This is a genomic window from Curtobacterium sp. MCBA15_009, assembly GCF_001864895.1.
Classification (GTDB): Bacteria; Actinomycetota; Actinomycetes; order Actinomycetales; family Microbacteriaceae; genus Curtobacterium.
In genome coordinates this window covers 185,813-200,984 of the sequence record NZ_MJGO01000041.1, presented here as the reverse complement: position 1 = coordinate 200,984, position 15,172 = coordinate 185,813, and the positions used below count along the sequence as shown (strand labels likewise).

The window sequence follows — 15,172 nt, the reverse complement described above, 5'->3', positions numbered from 1 at the left end:
ACCTCACACCCGGTAGGACCCGTCCGCCAGGTCCGCGACCAGTGACGGGCCGGCCGGGGCCCAGCCGTACGCGGCGCGCGCGTGCGCGCCCGTCGCCTCCTGGTGCAGGAGCAGTGCGTCGGCGAAGTCGGCCCCGAGGCGTGCGCGGCTGTCGTCGGCGCTCTCGGGGACCACCGGCGAGCCGTGTGCGCCGGCCTCGGCGAGCTCGCGCACCGTCGGGGCGTCCCCGTTCACGGCGACGACGGAGCCGTCCTGCTCGGCGCGTTCCAGGGCGAGGACGTAGAGCTCACCGAGATCGTCGACCTGCACCGTGGTCCAGCGCTGCGACCCGTCACCGACGAGCCGCACCGGTTCCTCGCCGTCGCCGACGAACATCGTGGGGATGCCGCCGCCGTGCCCGTACACGATGCCCGGCGCGACGATCGTGGTGCGCACGGCGCTCGCCCGGACGGCGGCCTCGTTCGCGGTCCGCCACGCGGTCAGCGCGGGCGGGTCGACCGGCGACTGCTCGGAGATGTCCGTCGAGTCGCCGAAGGTGAAAACGCCGCCGGTGTGCACGAAGGGCTTCGTGGTGCCGTCGAACGCCGCGAGGACCGCGCGGACGAAGTCCGGGTCGACGTCGGGCGCCGACGCGGTGTGCACCACACCGTCGTGCTCCTGCAGCAGGCGGTCGACGACCGCGGCGTCGGTCAGGTCGCCGACGACCGCGTCGCCCCCGGCGTCACGGACGCGCTGCGCCTTCTCGTCGGAACGGACGAGGGCGGTGACGTCGTGCCCGTGCGCCACCAGCGCACGCAGGACGGAGGAGCCGATGAAGCCGGACGCGCCGGTGAGGAAGACGTGCATGCCCCCACCCAACCACCGGCGGTCGGAGCGGTGCCCGTCAGAGGGAGAGCGTCCAGGCGCGACGCTTCACGAGCACGTGCCCGCGCGACGTCGTGAGCCGACTCCACGGACCGGTCTCGAACAGCCGGACCGGGTCGTGCCCGAGGAACCCCAGGCTCTCGCCGGCGAACCCGGCCCCGGCGGGCAGGTGCTCGATGCCCGGAACCGGTCGCCCCCAGACCTCGGAGCGGACCTTGCGGACGATGGCCTCGCCGGCGTTCGACGGCACGGCCTCGGCGACCTCGGTGATGCCGTCGCGCGTGGCGCGCCGCAGGAGCTCCGGCGAGACGTCCGGCAGGGGCACCCACCCGCCGCGCGGCGGCGAGATGGCCGCCCACGTCACCGTGTGGACCTCGTGCGGGAGCTCGACCTCGATCGGGGTCGCCCGCGTCGGGTCGGCACCCTCGGCGTGCTCGGCGTCCTGCGCCTCGGCCAGCAGGCGGAGCCGCTCGAGCAGCGACTGCAACGGCACGACGACGTCGATCGTCGCGGGCTCCGTCAACGAGAACGTGCGCAGCCCCAGCACGGTCGGCAGCTCGTCGAGCAGGCCGAGCGGGTAGAGGATCGCCGTGTACACCGCGAGGACACCGGAGTCGGCGATGAGCCGCACCGAACCGTCCTCGATCCGGGCTGCCCGCCCGAGGTAGGTGCGGAGGTCACCCAGTGAGGCGGCGTCGGGAAGCGTGAACGAGGTGCTCATGTCGGCTCCGATCCTACCGGCCGTGCCCGGGTGCACCGGGTCCGTCCGCCGTTCGTAGACTGCACCACGTGAACGGAGAACCGGACTTCCTGCGGACCCTGCGACTCGAGGACACGGGCGCGAGCACCGGCGAGACCATCCTGACCGGCGTCAGCCACTGGTCACCCGGCGGGCGGGTGTTCGGCGGTCAGGTGCTCGCGCAGTGCATCGTCGCCGCGCAGGCCACCATCGAGGGCCGCGACATCCACTCGATGCACGGTTACTTCCTGCGCCCCGGCGACATCGACGCCCCGATCACGTTCGGCGTCGAGCGCATCCACGACGGCCGGTCGTTCGCGACCCGCCGCGTGCAGGCGTACCAGCAGGGGGTGCCGATCTTCTCGATGATCGCCTCGTTCCAGGCGCCCGACACCGGGGTCGAGCACCAGGACGCCGTCCCGGTGGACGTCCCCGACCCGGAGTCCCTGCCGTCGGCGGCATCGATCCTGTCCGCGATCGACCACCCGGTCGCGCAGGCATGGGCCGAGCGCTCCATCGACCTGCGCCACGTCGAGGGTCCCGTGTTCGTCGACGTGCAGGGCGAGCACGTGGCGCACCAGGCCGTGTGGTTCCGCGTGCAGGGCGACCTGCCCGAGGACCGCGCCCTGCACCGCGCGGTGCTCGGCTACGCGAGCGACCTGTCGATCCTCGAACCGATCATGCGCCGCCACGGTGTCGCCTGGGGCACGCCCGGCGTGAAGAGCGCGAGCCTCGACCACGCGATGTGGTGGCACCGCGACGGCCGGGCCGACGACTGGGTGCTCTTCGTCGAGGAGTCCCCCAGCGCACAGGGCGGACGAGGCCTGGCGCTCGGCCGGATGTTCTCGCGCGACGGACGGCTGCTCGCCACCGTGGCGCAGGAGGGCATGATGCGGGTACCGCGCTGACCCCTGCGGGGCCACCCGCGGGTCCCGACCGGTGCCCGCGTCGGCGCCGGTCCCGGTGTAGGTCCCCGCGCCGGTGCCGGTGCCGGTGCCGGTCCCCGCGTCGGTGCCGGTGTGCCCGGCGCGGCCCCCGGCGCCGCTACGGCCGGCTGAAGGTGACCGGCTCCTCGAGGTACGCCTCGCACGCCGCCCGCTCGGGAGCGGTCAGGCGACGAGGACGGTTCGTCGCGGCGTCGACCATCACGAGCGCCGTCGTCGCCCGGGTGTAGAGCACGGCGGGGTCCTGCCCCACCGGGGACCAGACCTCGTACGACACGTCGATGCTCGCGCCGCCGAGCCGCCCGATCCACATCTGGATGTCGAGCGGCTGCCGCAGGTACGGGATCGACGCGAGGTACTCGAGCCGCTGCCCGGCGATGACGGTCATCGTGCCGGAACCCGGACGACCGTCGATGATCGGCTCCGGGATGCTGCCGTCCGCCGACCGCTCGTCGGGGTCCGCGCCCCAGAACCCCACGATGCGCGCCTCTTCGAGCAGGCGCAGCATCGCGGAGTTGTTGACGTGACCGTACGCGTCGATGTCGCTCCACCGCATGCGGATCGGAGCGTGCAGTCTCGTCACGCCGGTCAGTCGCGCGTGAGCTTGCGGTAGGTCGACCGACCCGGCTTCGCGGCGTCGACACCGAGGCGTTCGATCTTGTTCTCCTCGTAGGCCTCGAAGTTGCCCTCGAACCAGTACCAGTTCGGCGTGCCGTCCTCGTTGAGGCCCTCCCACGCGAGGATGTGGGTCGCGATGCGGTCGAGGAACCACCGGTCGTGCGTGATCACCACGGCGCAACCCGGGTACTCGAGCAGGGCGTTCTCGAGGCTGCCGAGGGTCTCGACGTCCAGGTCGTTGGTCGGCTCGTCGAGGAGCAGCAGGTTGCCGCCCTGCTTGAGCGTGAGCGCGAGGTTCAGACGGTTGCGCTCACCACCCGACAGGATGCCGGCGCGCTTCTGCTGGTCCGGGCCCTTGAACCCGAACTGCGAGACGTAGGCCCGCGACGGGATCTCGGTCTTGCCGACCTGGATGTAGTCGAGCCCGTCGGACACGACCTCCCACAGGTTCTTGTTCGGGTCGATGCCGCCACGGCTCTGGTCGACGTACGAGATGTCGACCGTCTCACCGATCTTCAGGGTGCCCCCGTCGAGCGGCTCGAGGCCGACGATGGTCTTGAAGAGCGTCGTCTTGCCGACACCGTTCGGGCCGATGACGCCGACGATGCCGTTGCGGGGCAGCGTGAAGGACAGGTCGCCGATGATGACGCGCTCACCGAACTGCTTGTGCAGCTTCTCGGCGTCGATGACCTGGGAGCCCAGACGCGGGCCCACGGGGATGACGATCTCCTCGAAGTCGAGCTTGCGGGTGCGCTCGGCCTCGGTGACCATCTCCTCGTACCGGGCGAGACGGGCCTTCGACTTCGCCTGACGGCCCTTGGTGTTGCTGCGGACCCAGTCGAGCTCCGAGGACAGACGCTTCGCGAGCTTGGCGTCCTTCTTGCCCTGGACCTCGAGGCGCGCACGCTTCTTCTCGAGGTAGGTCGAGTAGTTGCCCTCGTACGGGTACAGACGGCCGCGGTCGACCTCGGCGATCCACTGCGCGACGTGGTCGAGGAAGTACCGGTCGTGGGTGACGGCGAGGACGGCACCGTGGTACTGCTGCAGGTGCTGCTCGAGCCACTGCACGCTCTCGGCGTCGAGGTGGTTGGTGGGCTCGTCGAGCAGGAGCAGGTCGGGCTTCTGGAGCAGGAGCTTGCAGAGCGCGACGCGGCGCTTCTCACCACCGGACAGGTGCGTGACGAGCTCGTCGCCCGGGGGGCACTGGAGCGCGGCCATCGCCTGCTCGAGCTGCGAGTCGAGGTCCCACGCGTCAGCGGCGTCGATCTCTTCCTGCAGGGTGCCCATCTCGGCGAGCAGGGCGTCGAAGTCGGCGTCCGGCTCGGCCATGAGCGCCGAGATCTCGTTGAAGCGGGCGAGCTTGCCGTGGATCTCGCCGACGCCCTCTTGCACGTTCTCGAGCACGGTCTTCGACTCGTCGAGCTCCGGCTCCTGCATGAGGATGCCCACGGTGAAGCCGGGCGAGAGCTTGGCCTCGCCGTTGGAGGGCTGGTCGAGACCGGCCATGATCTTCAGGATCGTCGACTTGCCCGCGCCGTTCGGTCCGACGACGCCGATCTTGGCGCCGGGGAGGAACGACATCGTGACGTCGTCGAGGATCAGCTTGTCGCCGACCGCCTTGCGGGCGCGGACCATCTGGTAGATGTACTCAGCCATATCGCGCCCAAGTGTAGTGACCCCGCCCGTCCCCCGCTCGCGCCCGGACCGATCGCCGGATCGCGCACCCCGCAACGAGGGTCTGTCGCACCGTCGGACGACGACGTAGCGTGTCCACGCCCCGCCACCACGGAGCCCCGTCGCCGACCACGACGCGGACAGGAACAGGAACACGAAGAGGACGACCGGCATGACCAGGCTCACCACCACCACTCGACTCCGCCGCCTCGCGGTCCCCTTCGTCGGCGCGCTGGCGCTCACCGCCGCGCTCCTCGCCCCAGCCGCTCCGGCCTCGGCCGCCGGTGCCGTCCCGAAGGGCGACCCGTACCTGCTGTACACCGCGAGCATCAGCGCGAACGGCTCCGGCACCGGCTACTCGTCGTACATCAACGTCCACGACGCCCACAACAACGCGTACTCGTTCGGGATCCAGTCGGACAAGGGCTCGCCGCAGAGCAAGGGCAAGCCGCGCTACATCTGGGAGCGGGTGCAGAACGGCAAGTTCACCTACGGCTACCTCGGCCCCGCGACGAACAAGCTGACGCCCATCGGGATGCGCTGGTACAAGAACGACGTCGCGACGATGATCGTCAACCACAAGACGATCGGCACGCTCAAGGTCAACCTGGACGGCCGCCTGTTCTTCAACGCCGAGGCGAACGCCCGGCTGAACGGCGACGTCGTGCACTCCACCGTGCAGAACACCCGCATCACGGTCGGCGACCGCAAGTCGAACACCGGCCTGAACGGCAAGTGGGACACGAGCTTCACGTTCCACGGGATCAAGGCGAAGCAGACCAACAGCCCGCGGGTGCAGGGGGCGTCCTTCACGATCGACGGCCGGGTCTCGGGTCTGCCGAAGGGCGGCAACTGGGACACCGCGCAGGTCTCCGGCATCGGGATGATCGCGCAGAAGTGGTGACGGGCCGACGCGGCTGAGCTGCGTCACGCGGCGTCCCTGACGGCGGACGACCCGACCGGGTCGTCGTCGTGCGCGTCAGGGACGTCGTGCTCGTCGAGTCCGGGCGCGCCGTGGTGCGGCGGCGTGTCGACCGCCGGCCCGGCCAGGGCTGGGTCCTCGTACCCGGCGTCGGGCGCCTCCTCCGCCGGTCCGGAGGTCGCGGCGGCGTCGAGGTCGGTGTGGTCCGGCGCGGTGGGCAGTGCCCCGGCGCCGATCTCGCCGGTGCGCAGGTCGACCTGCTGCGTGCTGCCGTGGCCCGTCGATGGGTCGTTCACCTGCCGCGGTACCCGGACCCAGTTGCTGATGCCCCACGCCAGGTCGTGACCGATGCCGTCGGCGTCGATCTCGACGGAGGTGCCGCCGCGGCCGTCGCGCTCCCAGGTACGGATCCGGACGCGACCGGCGACCACGATCCGGTCGCCCTTCTTCAGGGACTTGAAGACGTTCGACGCGAGCGACCGGAACGCGGTGACGGTGTACCAGTTCGTGGTGCCGTTGACCCAGGCGGCGCTGGCCCGGTCCCAACGACGCGAGGGTGACGCGAGCCGGAGGCTCGTGATGGCGATGCCGGTCTCGGTGACGAGGTGCCGGGGCTCGGTGGCGACGATTCCGCAGACGGTGATGATGTCGTTCATGCGTCGATCGTCATCGAGCCCGGGACCGCGTGAGCGGGCCCGGGCTCGACCTGTGACGTGTGGACCGGTCGAGGCGACCTGTGGAGGACGAGTCCCCCGGGCCTCCTGACCGACGCCCGTCAGTGCGCGTGGAACTCGGGCCGGGCCGCCAACGGGCCGAGCGCGGCGTGGACCGCGCCCTTCGCCGACTCGAGCGACGGGTACACGCCACCCGCCCGTCGTCGTCCGTAGAGCTCGACCGTGAAGCCGTCCGCCGCCCGGTGGATGCTGCCCACCGCGCCGGCCGGACCGATCGCGACCCAGGTCCCCGTGTCGTCCGTCATGTTCGAACCACCTCCTCGTGGCCCCGACGCCCCGGGATCAGGACGCCAGGATGTACTGACCGTACGCCTTGCGGACCTTGTTCACCTTGGGCAGTGCGACGGCGAGGCAGTAGCCCTGTCCGGGGTTCTTCGCGAAGAAGTCCTGGTGGTGCTCCTCTGCCGTGAAGAAGGTCGACAGCGGCTCGATCGTCGTGACGATCCCGCCGTCCCAGATCTCGGCCGCACGCTCGATCGCGCGCTCGAACAGCTCGCGCTGCACGTCGTCGGCGGGGAACATCGCCGAGCGGTACTGCGTGCCGACGTCGGCGCCCTGCCGGTTCAGCTGCCGCGGGTCGTGCAGCGTGAAGAACACGTCGAGGACCACCTCGGCCGGGAGCACGGTCTCGTCGAAGGTCACCGCGACGGCCTCGGCGTGACCGGTCGTGCCGGTGCAGACCAGCTCGTACGACGGGTCGTCCACGTGTCCGCCGACGTAGCCGGACACCACCTCCTGCACCCCCTGGAGCGTGCGGTACACGGCGTCGAGACACCAGAAACATCCACCTGCGAGCACGAACGTCGTCATGTCGCCACCGTACTCCGGCGTGCTGCGACGGCGAGGGCGCGGGGTGCAGGTCCTCCACACCGCGCGCGCTCGGCGCCCTCCTCCCCAGATCGCGCCGGAGGCGTCGGCGTGTCGGTGGTCGCCCGTAGCGTCAGCTGCACACCGACGGACACACCGTCATCGACCACACCGACCCGAGAGCAGCGATGCAGACCACACACGAACCCGTCCTGCGGATCCGCAGTGTCCCGCTCGCCCGCTCGCACGGTGACTACCGGGTCCTCGACGTCCGCGACGACCTGAGCCGGGTCACCCGCGCGAACGGCGAGATCGTCGGGTACGTCGACCGGATCGACGTCGCGGGCGACACGGCGTACCGCGCCCGGCGCTACGTCGCGACCGAGCGTCGCTTCGTCGAGCTGCCGAACGTCTGGTCGGCCGACGACGCCGTCGACACCCTCCGCTGGTCATGATGTTCCACATTGGAATCGTGTCGGACCGGATGGGCGGATCACCGACCGGCCTCCCCGGCGCCTGATCGTTTCGTGGGTATGGTGCGCGCATGGACTGGTGGAACGACCTGAGCGACTGGACCGCATCGGACGACGGCTGGCGTGTGCTCTCGGGCGCCGTCATCCCCTTCGTCGCCATCGTCGTGGCGGGTGTGATCGCCGCGCTGATCGGACGCGGAGCGACCAAGCGCGTCGTCGCCCTGCAGGAGCGCGAGGCGAAGAACGCCGCGGTCACCGCGATCGTCTCGGCGGCCCGCAAGGCGGCCGCCTGGGGTGCGCTCGGACACGACGAGCGCCGCTACGCCGACCACCTCGCCGAGGACGCCGACATCCGTCTGCGTCTGCTCCCGGTCCCCGGTGCACCGCTGGCCGCCAACTGGACCCAGCACGAGATCGCGGACATCAAGAAGAACTCGTCGACGTTCAGCTTCCAGGCTGAGCAGTCGCTGGCCGAGTTCCGCGACCGTCTGCTCGACTGGCAGGCACGTCCGTCCCGCGCCCGCAAGCTCTTCAAGGCCGACCTCGAGCGCTGGAAGTTCGACTCCCCCGACCCCGACGCCGAACTGATCAAGCGCCAGCAGGACTGGAACGCCGACCAGGTGGAGCAGTCCCGCGCACAGGCGGCGACGCCCGCTCCGGCGTCCCCGGCCGAGCGGCCCACCCCGACCACGACCTCCCTGCGCCCGGCGGCGACGCCCACGCCCGCAGCGGCCCCCACCGGCACCGGCACCGGCACCGGCACGCCGAGCGGTACCGGCACGGCAGGGAGCGCCGGCACGCTCGGTGGCGCCGGCACGCACGGCTCCCCGGCGTCCGCCCCGCAGGCCCCGCAGGCCCCGCAGTCCCAGACCCCGGCCCAGGGCCCGTCCACCCCGGCGTTCTCGGTCAACCGTGGCGGTTCCGACGCCGACGCCACCCGCTCCTTCGGGCAGAACACGACGCGGGTCTACGGCGACGACCCGTCGTCCGCGCCGACGCCGCCCGTGCGACCGACGCTCGGCACCCCGGCCCAGCCCGCACGGACCACCCCGGGCAGCACCGGCCCGGCCGGCGCCTCGGGTACGTCCCGCGACACCGACGACACCGAGGTCGTGGACGACCGCGCCACCACGCAGGTGTTCGGCGGATCGGCCGTGACCCCGACCGCCGCCGAGTCGCACGTCAACCGCACCCCCGCGAACGACGTCCCCGCCCGCGCACCCCGGCTCGACGCCGCGGGGACGACGAACACCACGTCGATCCCCACCCGCCTGTCGCAGGCACCGGCCGAGCCGACCGACGCCGACGAGACCTCCGAGGCCACCCACACGCAGCCGATCAGCGCCGCGGAGCTCCGCCGCCGGGCCGCCGACGACGAGTAGCACCACCCGCGCCCGGGTCGACACCCGGACGAGGAACGGGCCGCCATCCGGAAGGATGGCGGCCCGTTCGCGTCGGTGCCCCCGGCAGGAATCGAACCCGCGGCACGGTGGGTAGAAACCACCTGCTCTATCCACTGAGCTACGGAGGCGAGCGACGTCGATTCTAGCGGCGACCCGGCGCCGCACGCTTCCGGAACGGTTCGGTCCGCGTCTGCCCGCCGTTCGCTTCCGGGACACCCTCGGTTCGTAGCGTCCGGGGCATGCGCTCCACCGGTTCCGTCCTCGCCGTGGTGCCCGCCCGCGCCGGTTCGAAGGGCGTCCCGGGCAAGAACCTCCGTCCCGTCGCCGGCCGTTCGCTCGTCCGGCGCGCGGTCGAGTCCGCCCTGGGTGCGGAGCGGGTCGACGCCGTCGTCGTGACGACCGACGGGGACGACATCGCCGCCGAGGCCCGCGCGGCCGGGGCCCTCGTCGTCCGCCGCCCCGACGAGCTGGCCGGGGACGAGGCCTCGTCGGAGTCCGCGCTCCTGCACGTGCTCGACGAGCTCGCCGCGACGGGAGCGCCGGACCCCGAGGTCCTGGTGTTCCTGCAGGCGACCTCGCCGTTCATCGAACCCGCCGACCTCGACGCTGCGATCGACCGGGTCGTGCAGGGCCACGCGGACGTGGTCCTCGCGGCCGCCCCGTCGCACGCGTTCCTGTGGCGGACCGCGCCGGACGGGTCCGCCGTGGCCGTCAACCACGACGCCGCCACCCGGCCCCGACGCCAGGACCGCGAGCCCGAGTACCGCGAGACCGGCTCCTTCACCGTCCTGCGGACCGCCGGCTTCCGGCAGCACCGGCACCGGTTCCACGGGCGCGTGGAACTGCACGTGGTGGACGCGGCCACCGCGATCGACGTCGACGAACCGTCCGACCTGGCCGTCGCGGAGGCGATCGCCGGCGCGCTCCCCTCGTCGAGAAGCACCCGACCGGTCGGGGCCACCCCCTCGACCCCATCCCCGACGCGGGCCGTGCCCGCACCGAACGGAGCACCATGACCGTCACCATCGGTACGTCCACGATCGGCGCGGGCCACCCCGCGTACCTCATCGGCGAGATCGGCCTGAACCACAACGGGAGCGTCGAGATCGCGAAGCAGCTCATCGACGTCGCGGCGGACGCCGGGCTGCAGGCCGTGAAGTTCCAGAAGCGCACGCCGGAGATCTCGACGCCCGAGCACATGAAGAACACGCCGCGCAGCACCCCGTGGGGCGACATGACCTACCTGGAGTACCGCTACCGCGTCGAGTTCGACCGCGACCAGTACATCGAGATCGGCGACCACGCGACGCTCCGCGGTCTCGACTGGTTCGCGTCCCCGTGGGACGAGCCCTCGGTCGACTTCCTCGAGGACCTCAACGTCGTCGCGTACAAGATCGCCTCGGCGTCGGTGACCGACCTCGGCATGCTCGCCGCCGTCGCCGCGACCGGCAAGCCCGTCATCCTGTCGACCGGCATGTCCACGCTCGAGCAGATCGACGCCGCCGTCGAGACGCTCGGCACCGACCGCCTCGTCCTCATGCACGCGACGTCGACGTACCCGCTGCCGGCGGAGGAGGCGAACCTCCGCATGATCGACACCCTCGCGAACCGGTACGCCGGCGTGCCGGTCGGCTACTCCGGCCACGAGCCCGGCCTGCAGATCTCGATCGCCGCGGTCGCACTCGGCGCCACGGCCGTGGAACGGCACATCACGCTCGACCGCACGATGTGGGGCTCCGACCACGCGGCATCGCTCGAGCCGCACGGCCTGCAGACGCTCGCGCGCGACGTCCGCATCATCGAGACCGCCCTCGGCGACGGCGTCAAGCGCATCTTCCCCGGCGAGCAGGCGCCCCTCGCGAAGCTGCGCCGCGTCGGCGCGTGACGGGCGGGGTCGACGAGGCGCGCGCCCTGGACGCAGCCGCCGACGGTCGTGCGTCGACCGTCGGACGGGAGGCGCGCCTCCCGTCCGACACGGCACCACGCGCCCGACGGGTGGTCGGCCTGGTCGACACCGACTCGTTCGCGAAGTGGGGCGCGCACCTGCTCGCCACCGCACCGCCGGACTGGGACCTGGAGGTCTGGACGGTCGCCACCCCGCGGTCCGCGAGCACGGCGCAACTGCGCGCGGCGTTCCGCGGGCTGGACGCCCGGCTGGCGCACCTGCGGACGGCTCCCCCGGCGGCGCGGAGCGTCGACGCGATCGTCGAGGACCTACGGCGCGACCCGCCCGACGCCGTGCTCGTCTCGACGATCGGGCCGGTGGCCGAACTCGTGCTCGAGGAGGTGCACCGACGGATCCCGCGGCGACCGGTGCTCGTGACGGGGCTGCCGGGCATCTCGTTCCCGGCGAAGTGGAAGGGCGTCTTCTTCCGTGCGCGTGCCGACCTGTTCGTCCTGCACAGCCACCGCGAGGTCCGGGCCTACGAGGAGATGGCGGTCGACGGCGGTGTGGAACCGCACTTCGCGCTCGCGACGCTGCCCTTCGCGCAGGGGGCCGCCGGTGCGCTGTCCGACCCGGACCGCGTCCGCGACTCCGTCGTCTTCGCGGCGCAGCCGAGTGTGCCCCTCGAACGAGCGGACCGGGCGCTCGTCGTCGACCGACTCGTCGAGACGGCGCGACGGCACCCGGAGTGGCGTGTCGTCGTCAAGACCCGCGCCGTCACGGGGGAACAGCAGACGCACCGCGAGGAGCACCCCTACGCCGACCTCGTGCCGGCCGACGCGCCCGCGAACCTCGTCGTGGCGGGCGGGCCGATGGGCGAGCACCTCGACCGGGCGGTCGCGCTCGTGACGATCAGCTCGACGGCCGTGCTCGAGGCAGCAGCACGTGGCGTCCCCGCACTCACCCTGACCGACTTCGGGACGGGACGGCACCTCATCAACGAGGTCTTCGTGGCGAGCGGCCTGGAGGGCGACGCGGTCGACCTGGTGGACGGCCGGTTCGGTCGGGTGCGGGCGAGCTGGATGCGGGACAACTACTTCCACCCGGCGTCCGACGACGACTGGGCCGATCGGCTCGGCGCACTCATGGCGCAGCGCGACGCCGGCATGCTGGTCGACCGGCCGGCTGCCCGGCGCAGTCGGGGTGGCGCGCTCCGTCGGGCGTGGGAGCGCAAGAACGCGCTCGGCGGCGCCGACCGGAGCCTCCTCGGGGCCGTCGCGCTGGTGATCGGCGCGCCGATCCGGGCGGCGAAGCGCCTGGCGCGACGGGTCCTGGCGGTCGTCCACCCGCCGGAGCCGGTGGTGGTCGCTGCGCCGACCTCACAACGCGTGGCGGGCGGGCGTCGTCCCGACCCGGGGTCAGACGGCCTTCGCGACCGCGAGCAGGAGTTGGTCGCGGGTGGGGACGCCGGGTGACCGGAAGACCTCGGCTCCGTCGTCCTGCCGCACGATGATCGTGGGCGTGGACCGGATGCCGAGGCCCTCCGCGTCGTCGGGGTGCGCCGCCACGTCGCGCTCGGTCACGGTGAGCCCGGGGACGAGCGCCGCAGCCTCGGCCGACACCCGGCGGGCGGCGGCGCACGGCGCACAGAAGGCGGACGTCCAGAGGTCGAGCTGCATGTGATCGTGCAACGCGGCAGGTGGGGGATCTACTCCCGGTCGAAGCCGCCGCTGCGGTCGCCGCGGTCCTGCAGGTCGTCCACGGGGTCGGACTCGCTCGGGACGTACTCGAACTCGGCCGAGATCTGGTCGACGACCTGGCGGGACTTCGTCATGCGGTAGGTCAGGGCGGTCTGCAGGCCCTCGACGTCGGCGAACACCGTGACCTCGTCGTCCAGCGCGTCGCTCGTCGCGGTGCGGGTGTCGGTCGTGCCGTCGAAGGGACCGCCGTGGAAGATCGCGGTGTACTCGTCGCCTTCGTGGATGGTGATGTCGCTCATGCGTCCCTTCTACCAGGCGTCGCCTGTTGCGGGATGCATAGCACTGCTATATAGTTCGGACATGGAACAAACACGGGCGCAGACGATCGAGACGCTCCTCGTCTCCGTCAACCGCCTGATCCGGACCGCCGTGCAGTCCACCGGCAACACGACCTCGCCGGCCGTGTGGCGGACCCTCGGCATCCTCGAGCTGGACGAGCCGATGCGCCTCGGCGAACTCGCCGCCGCGTCCCGCGTCGCCCAGCCCACCATGACGCGGCTCGTCACCGGCATGCTCGCCGACGGCCTCGTCACCCGCGCCGTCGACCCCGACGACTCCCGCGGCCAGCGCATCGGCATCACCGACGACGGCCGCGCCCGACTCACCGCGTGGCGGGCGACCCTGACCGACACCGTCGGACCGGTCTTCTCGGACCTCTCCGACGAGGACTGGGACGCCCTGCACCACGCCACCGCCCTGATCGCCGAGCGCACCAGGACGACCCCCACGTCCACCAGACAGGAGACCACAGCGTGAACGCCCACGCACCCGCCGGCTCGTCCGGCTCCATCCTCAAGCAGTCGTCCGCGGTCTGGGCGATCGCCTTCGCCTGCGTCGTCGCCTTCATGGGCATCGGCCTCGTCGACCCGATCCTGCCCGCCATCGCGTCGTCGCTCCGCGCCACCCCGGCACAGACCGAGCTCCTGTTCACGAGCTACCTGGCCGTCACCGGCGTCGCGATGTTCTTCACGAGCTGGGTCTCCAGCCGCATCGGCGCGAAGCGCACCCTGCTCATCGGGCTCGCGCTCATCGTCCTGTTCTCGGTCCTCGCGGCCACGTCGAACAGCGTGTGGAACATCATCGACTTCCGCGCCGGATGGGGCCTCGGCAACGCCCTCTTCATCTCCACCGCACTCGCCACGATCGTCGGGGCGGCCTCCGGCGGCACCGCGTCGGCCATCATCCTGTACGAGGCCGCCCTCGGCCTCGGGATCGCGATCGGCCCGCTCGTCGGCGGCCTGCTCGGCTCCGTCAGCTGGCGCGGCCCGTTCTTCGGCGTCACCACCCTGATGGCCGTCGCGTTCGTCGCCGTCGTCGCCCTGCTCAAGTCCGGCAGCCTCGAGAAGCCCACGCCGACCAAGCTCTCCGCCCCGTTCCGTGCACTCGGTCGGCCGGCGCTGGCAGCACTCGCGGCCACCGCCCTCTTCTACAACATCGGCTTCTTCGTCCTCCTCGCCTACACGCCGTTCCCGCTCGGCTTCGGCGCACTCGGCATCGGCTTCACGTTCTTCGGCTGGGGCGTCGGCCTCGCCGTCACCTCCGTGTGGGTCGCCCCGATGCTCACCGCCCGCCTGCGCAGGACGACCGTGCTGAAGATCGCTCTGCCCCTGCTCGCACTCGACCTGTTCGCCGCGGCCGTGGTCGTGCGCTCGCAGGTCGGCCTCGTGGTCTGCGTGGTCATCGGCGGGCTCGTGCTCGGTGTCCTCAACACCGTCCTGACCGAGTCCGTCATGGAGGCCACCGACCTGCCCCGCTCGGTCGCCTCGAGCGCGTACTCCGCCGTCCGGTTCATCGGCGGCGCCATCGCCCCGCCCGTCGCGACCCTGCTCGCCGACGCGTTCTCGCCCTCGGCCGCCTACGTCTTCGCGGGGGCGTCCGTCGCCGTCGCCTTCGTGGTGGTCGTCTGCACGACGAAGGTCCTGCGCCGGGTGGACGACGGCCCGGAGCCCGAGCGGGTCGAGGCCGAGGCGATCTCGGCCGGGGAGATGGCGTAGGGGGCGTCGGGGGTTTCGGGGGTCGGGGGTCGGGGGTTCGGGGGTCTCCGGGGCCTTCGGGGGTCTCCGGGGCCTTCGGGGGTCTCCGGGTTCTCAGGCGGCGTTCCGGGAGGGCGTTCCGGGGGTGGGTCGTGCTCGTCCTGCGCGAGGGTCCGGTGTGCCGAGCGGGCGAAAGACCCGGGTGATCGCTTCGGCGACCCAGGCCTTTCGCCCGTTCGTGATGCAGGTGACGGTGCCGGTGCCGGTGCCGGTGCCGGTGCCGGATGGACATCGGACGTTAGGCGCCGCGGCCCAGGTCGCAACCCGGCCGAGCCAGGGCGCGCTGGGCTGAGCGGGGGCGCCCTGGGCTGAGTGG

18 protein-coding genes and 1 tRNA gene are annotated in these 15,172 nt (G+C 72.0%); 9 read left to right on the top strand and 10 right to left on the bottom strand.

Going from position 1 to position 15,172, the window contains the following annotated elements; translation table 11 throughout:
* Positions 1-3: 3 nt before the first annotated feature.
* Both BIU97_RS16650 and BIU97_RS16645 read right to left on the bottom strand, forming a co-directional pair.
* Entirely contained in the window at positions 4-846 is an 843-nt protein-coding gene (locus tag BIU97_RS16650) for an NAD-dependent epimerase/dehydratase family protein (RefSeq protein ID WP_071257141.1), read from the bottom strand.
* A 37-nt stretch (positions 847-883) separates the two neighbouring features.
* Positions 884-1,585 carry a hypothetical protein gene (locus tag BIU97_RS16645; protein WP_071257138.1) on the bottom strand — a complete coding sequence of 234 codons (702 nt, stop codon included), beginning with the start codon at positions 1,583-1,585 and terminating at the stop codon, positions 884-886.
* 68 nt (positions 1,586-1,653) lie between these two features.
* Here BIU97_RS16645 and BIU97_RS16640 point away from each other — a divergent pair, with 68 nt between their 5' ends.
* Positions 1,654-2,511: an acyl-CoA thioesterase gene (locus tag BIU97_RS16640; protein WP_083404687.1), complete on the top strand. Its 858-nt coding sequence runs from the start codon at positions 1,654-1,656 to the stop codon at positions 2,509-2,511.
* Positions 2,512-2,647: 136 nt separating this feature from the next.
* On the opposite strand, the gene BIU97_RS16635 is transcribed toward BIU97_RS16640, so the two are convergent.
* Together BIU97_RS16635 and ettA are read right to left on the bottom strand one after the other, a co-directional pair.
* Entirely contained in the window at positions 2,648-3,130 is a 483-nt protein-coding gene (locus BIU97_RS16635) for an acyl-CoA thioesterase (protein WP_441294401.1), read from the bottom strand.
* A gap of 5 nt (positions 3,131-3,135) precedes the next feature.
* Positions 3,136-4,821, bottom strand: coding sequence for an energy-dependent translational throttle protein EttA (ettA, locus tag BIU97_RS16630; RefSeq protein WP_071257130.1), 1,686 nt, complete (start codon positions 4,819-4,821; stop codon positions 3,136-3,138).
* Positions 4,822-5,011: 190 nt separating this feature from the next.
* Between ettA and BIU97_RS16625 the strand changes: the two genes are divergently transcribed.
* The gene (locus BIU97_RS16625; RefSeq protein ID WP_071257128.1) at positions 5,012-5,743 is read left to right on the top strand and encodes a hypothetical protein; all 732 of its coding nucleotides are present in this window, start codon (positions 5,012-5,014) and stop codon (positions 5,741-5,743) included.
* 23 nt (positions 5,744-5,766) lie between these two features.
* Here the strand turns inward: BIU97_RS16625 and BIU97_RS16620 are convergent, their stop codons facing one another.
* The 3 genes from BIU97_RS16620 to msrA form a co-directional block, all read right to left on the bottom strand.
* Complete coding sequence (locus BIU97_RS16620) at positions 5,767-6,417, bottom strand: single-stranded DNA-binding protein (protein WP_071257126.1); 651 nt, start codon at positions 6,415-6,417, stop codon at positions 5,767-5,769.
* Between the two features lie 119 nt (positions 6,418-6,536).
* Positions 6,537-6,740 (bottom strand): hypothetical protein, encoded by a 204-nt coding sequence (locus tag BIU97_RS16615; protein ID WP_071257124.1) that lies wholly within the window; start codon positions 6,738-6,740, stop codon positions 6,537-6,539.
* 37 nt (positions 6,741-6,777) lie between these two features.
* Entirely contained in the window at positions 6,778-7,305 is a 528-nt protein-coding gene (gene msrA / locus BIU97_RS16610) for a peptide-methionine (S)-S-oxide reductase MsrA (RefSeq protein ID WP_071257122.1), read from the bottom strand.
* A gap of 185 nt (positions 7,306-7,490) precedes the next feature.
* Between msrA and BIU97_RS16605 the strand changes: the two genes are divergently transcribed.
* Positions 7,491-7,757 (top strand): hypothetical protein, encoded by a 267-nt coding sequence (locus BIU97_RS16605; RefSeq protein ID WP_083404686.1) that lies wholly within the window; start codon positions 7,491-7,493, stop codon positions 7,755-7,757.
* An 89-nt stretch (positions 7,758-7,846) separates the two neighbouring features.
* Positions 7,847-9,157 (top strand): hypothetical protein, encoded by a 1,311-nt coding sequence (locus BIU97_RS16600; protein WP_071257120.1) that lies wholly within the window; start codon positions 7,847-7,849, stop codon positions 9,155-9,157.
* 76 nt (positions 9,158-9,233) lie between these two features.
* On the opposite strand, the gene BIU97_RS16595 is transcribed toward BIU97_RS16600, so the two are convergent.
* A tRNA-Arg gene (locus BIU97_RS16595) sits at positions 9,234-9,306 on the bottom strand.
* A 111-nt stretch (positions 9,307-9,417) separates the two neighbouring features.
* On the opposite strand from BIU97_RS16595, the gene BIU97_RS16590 reads away from it, so the two are divergent.
* The 3 genes from BIU97_RS16590 to BIU97_RS16580 are packed head-to-tail and all read left to right on the top strand — an operon-like array spanning position 9,418 to position 12,538.
* Entirely contained in the window at positions 9,418-10,194 is a 777-nt protein-coding gene (locus tag BIU97_RS16590) for an acylneuraminate cytidylyltransferase family protein (protein ID WP_071257118.1), read from the top strand.
* Positions 10,191-11,063: an N-acetylneuraminate synthase family protein gene (locus BIU97_RS16585; RefSeq protein ID WP_071257116.1), complete on the top strand. Its 873-nt coding sequence runs from the start codon at positions 10,191-10,193 to the stop codon at positions 11,061-11,063. The genes BIU97_RS16590 and BIU97_RS16585 overlap by 4 nt, the downstream gene beginning before the upstream one ends.
* Positions 11,060-12,538: a DUF6716 putative glycosyltransferase gene (locus tag BIU97_RS16580; protein WP_071257114.1), complete on the top strand. Its 1,479-nt coding sequence runs from the start codon at positions 11,060-11,062 to the stop codon at positions 12,536-12,538. Before BIU97_RS16585 ends, BIU97_RS16580 begins: the two co-directional genes overlap by 4 nt.
* Here BIU97_RS16580 and BIU97_RS16575 read toward each other — a convergent pair.
* Together BIU97_RS16575 and BIU97_RS16570 are read right to left on the bottom strand one after the other, a co-directional pair.
* Entirely contained in the window at positions 12,482-12,742 is a 261-nt protein-coding gene (locus BIU97_RS16575; RefSeq protein WP_071257112.1) for a thioredoxin family protein, read from the bottom strand. The genes BIU97_RS16580 and BIU97_RS16575 overlap by 57 nt on opposite strands.
* Before the next feature lie 29 nt (positions 12,743-12,771).
* Complete coding sequence (locus BIU97_RS16570) at positions 12,772-13,062, bottom strand: hypothetical protein (protein ID WP_071257110.1); 291 nt, start codon at positions 13,060-13,062, stop codon at positions 12,772-12,774.
* Positions 13,063-13,123: 61 nt separating this feature from the next.
* On the opposite strand from BIU97_RS16570, the gene BIU97_RS16565 reads away from it, so the two are divergent.
* Complete coding sequence (locus BIU97_RS16565; protein WP_071257108.1) at positions 13,124-13,579, top strand: MarR family winged helix-turn-helix transcriptional regulator; 456 nt, start codon at positions 13,124-13,126, stop codon at positions 13,577-13,579.
* Positions 13,576-14,817, top strand: a complete 1,242-nt coding sequence (locus BIU97_RS16560) for an MFS transporter (RefSeq protein WP_071257106.1) — start codon at positions 13,576-13,578, stop codon at positions 14,815-14,817. Before BIU97_RS16565 ends, BIU97_RS16560 begins: the two co-directional genes overlap by 4 nt.
* The last annotated feature ends 355 nt before the right edge of the window (positions 14,818-15,172 follow it).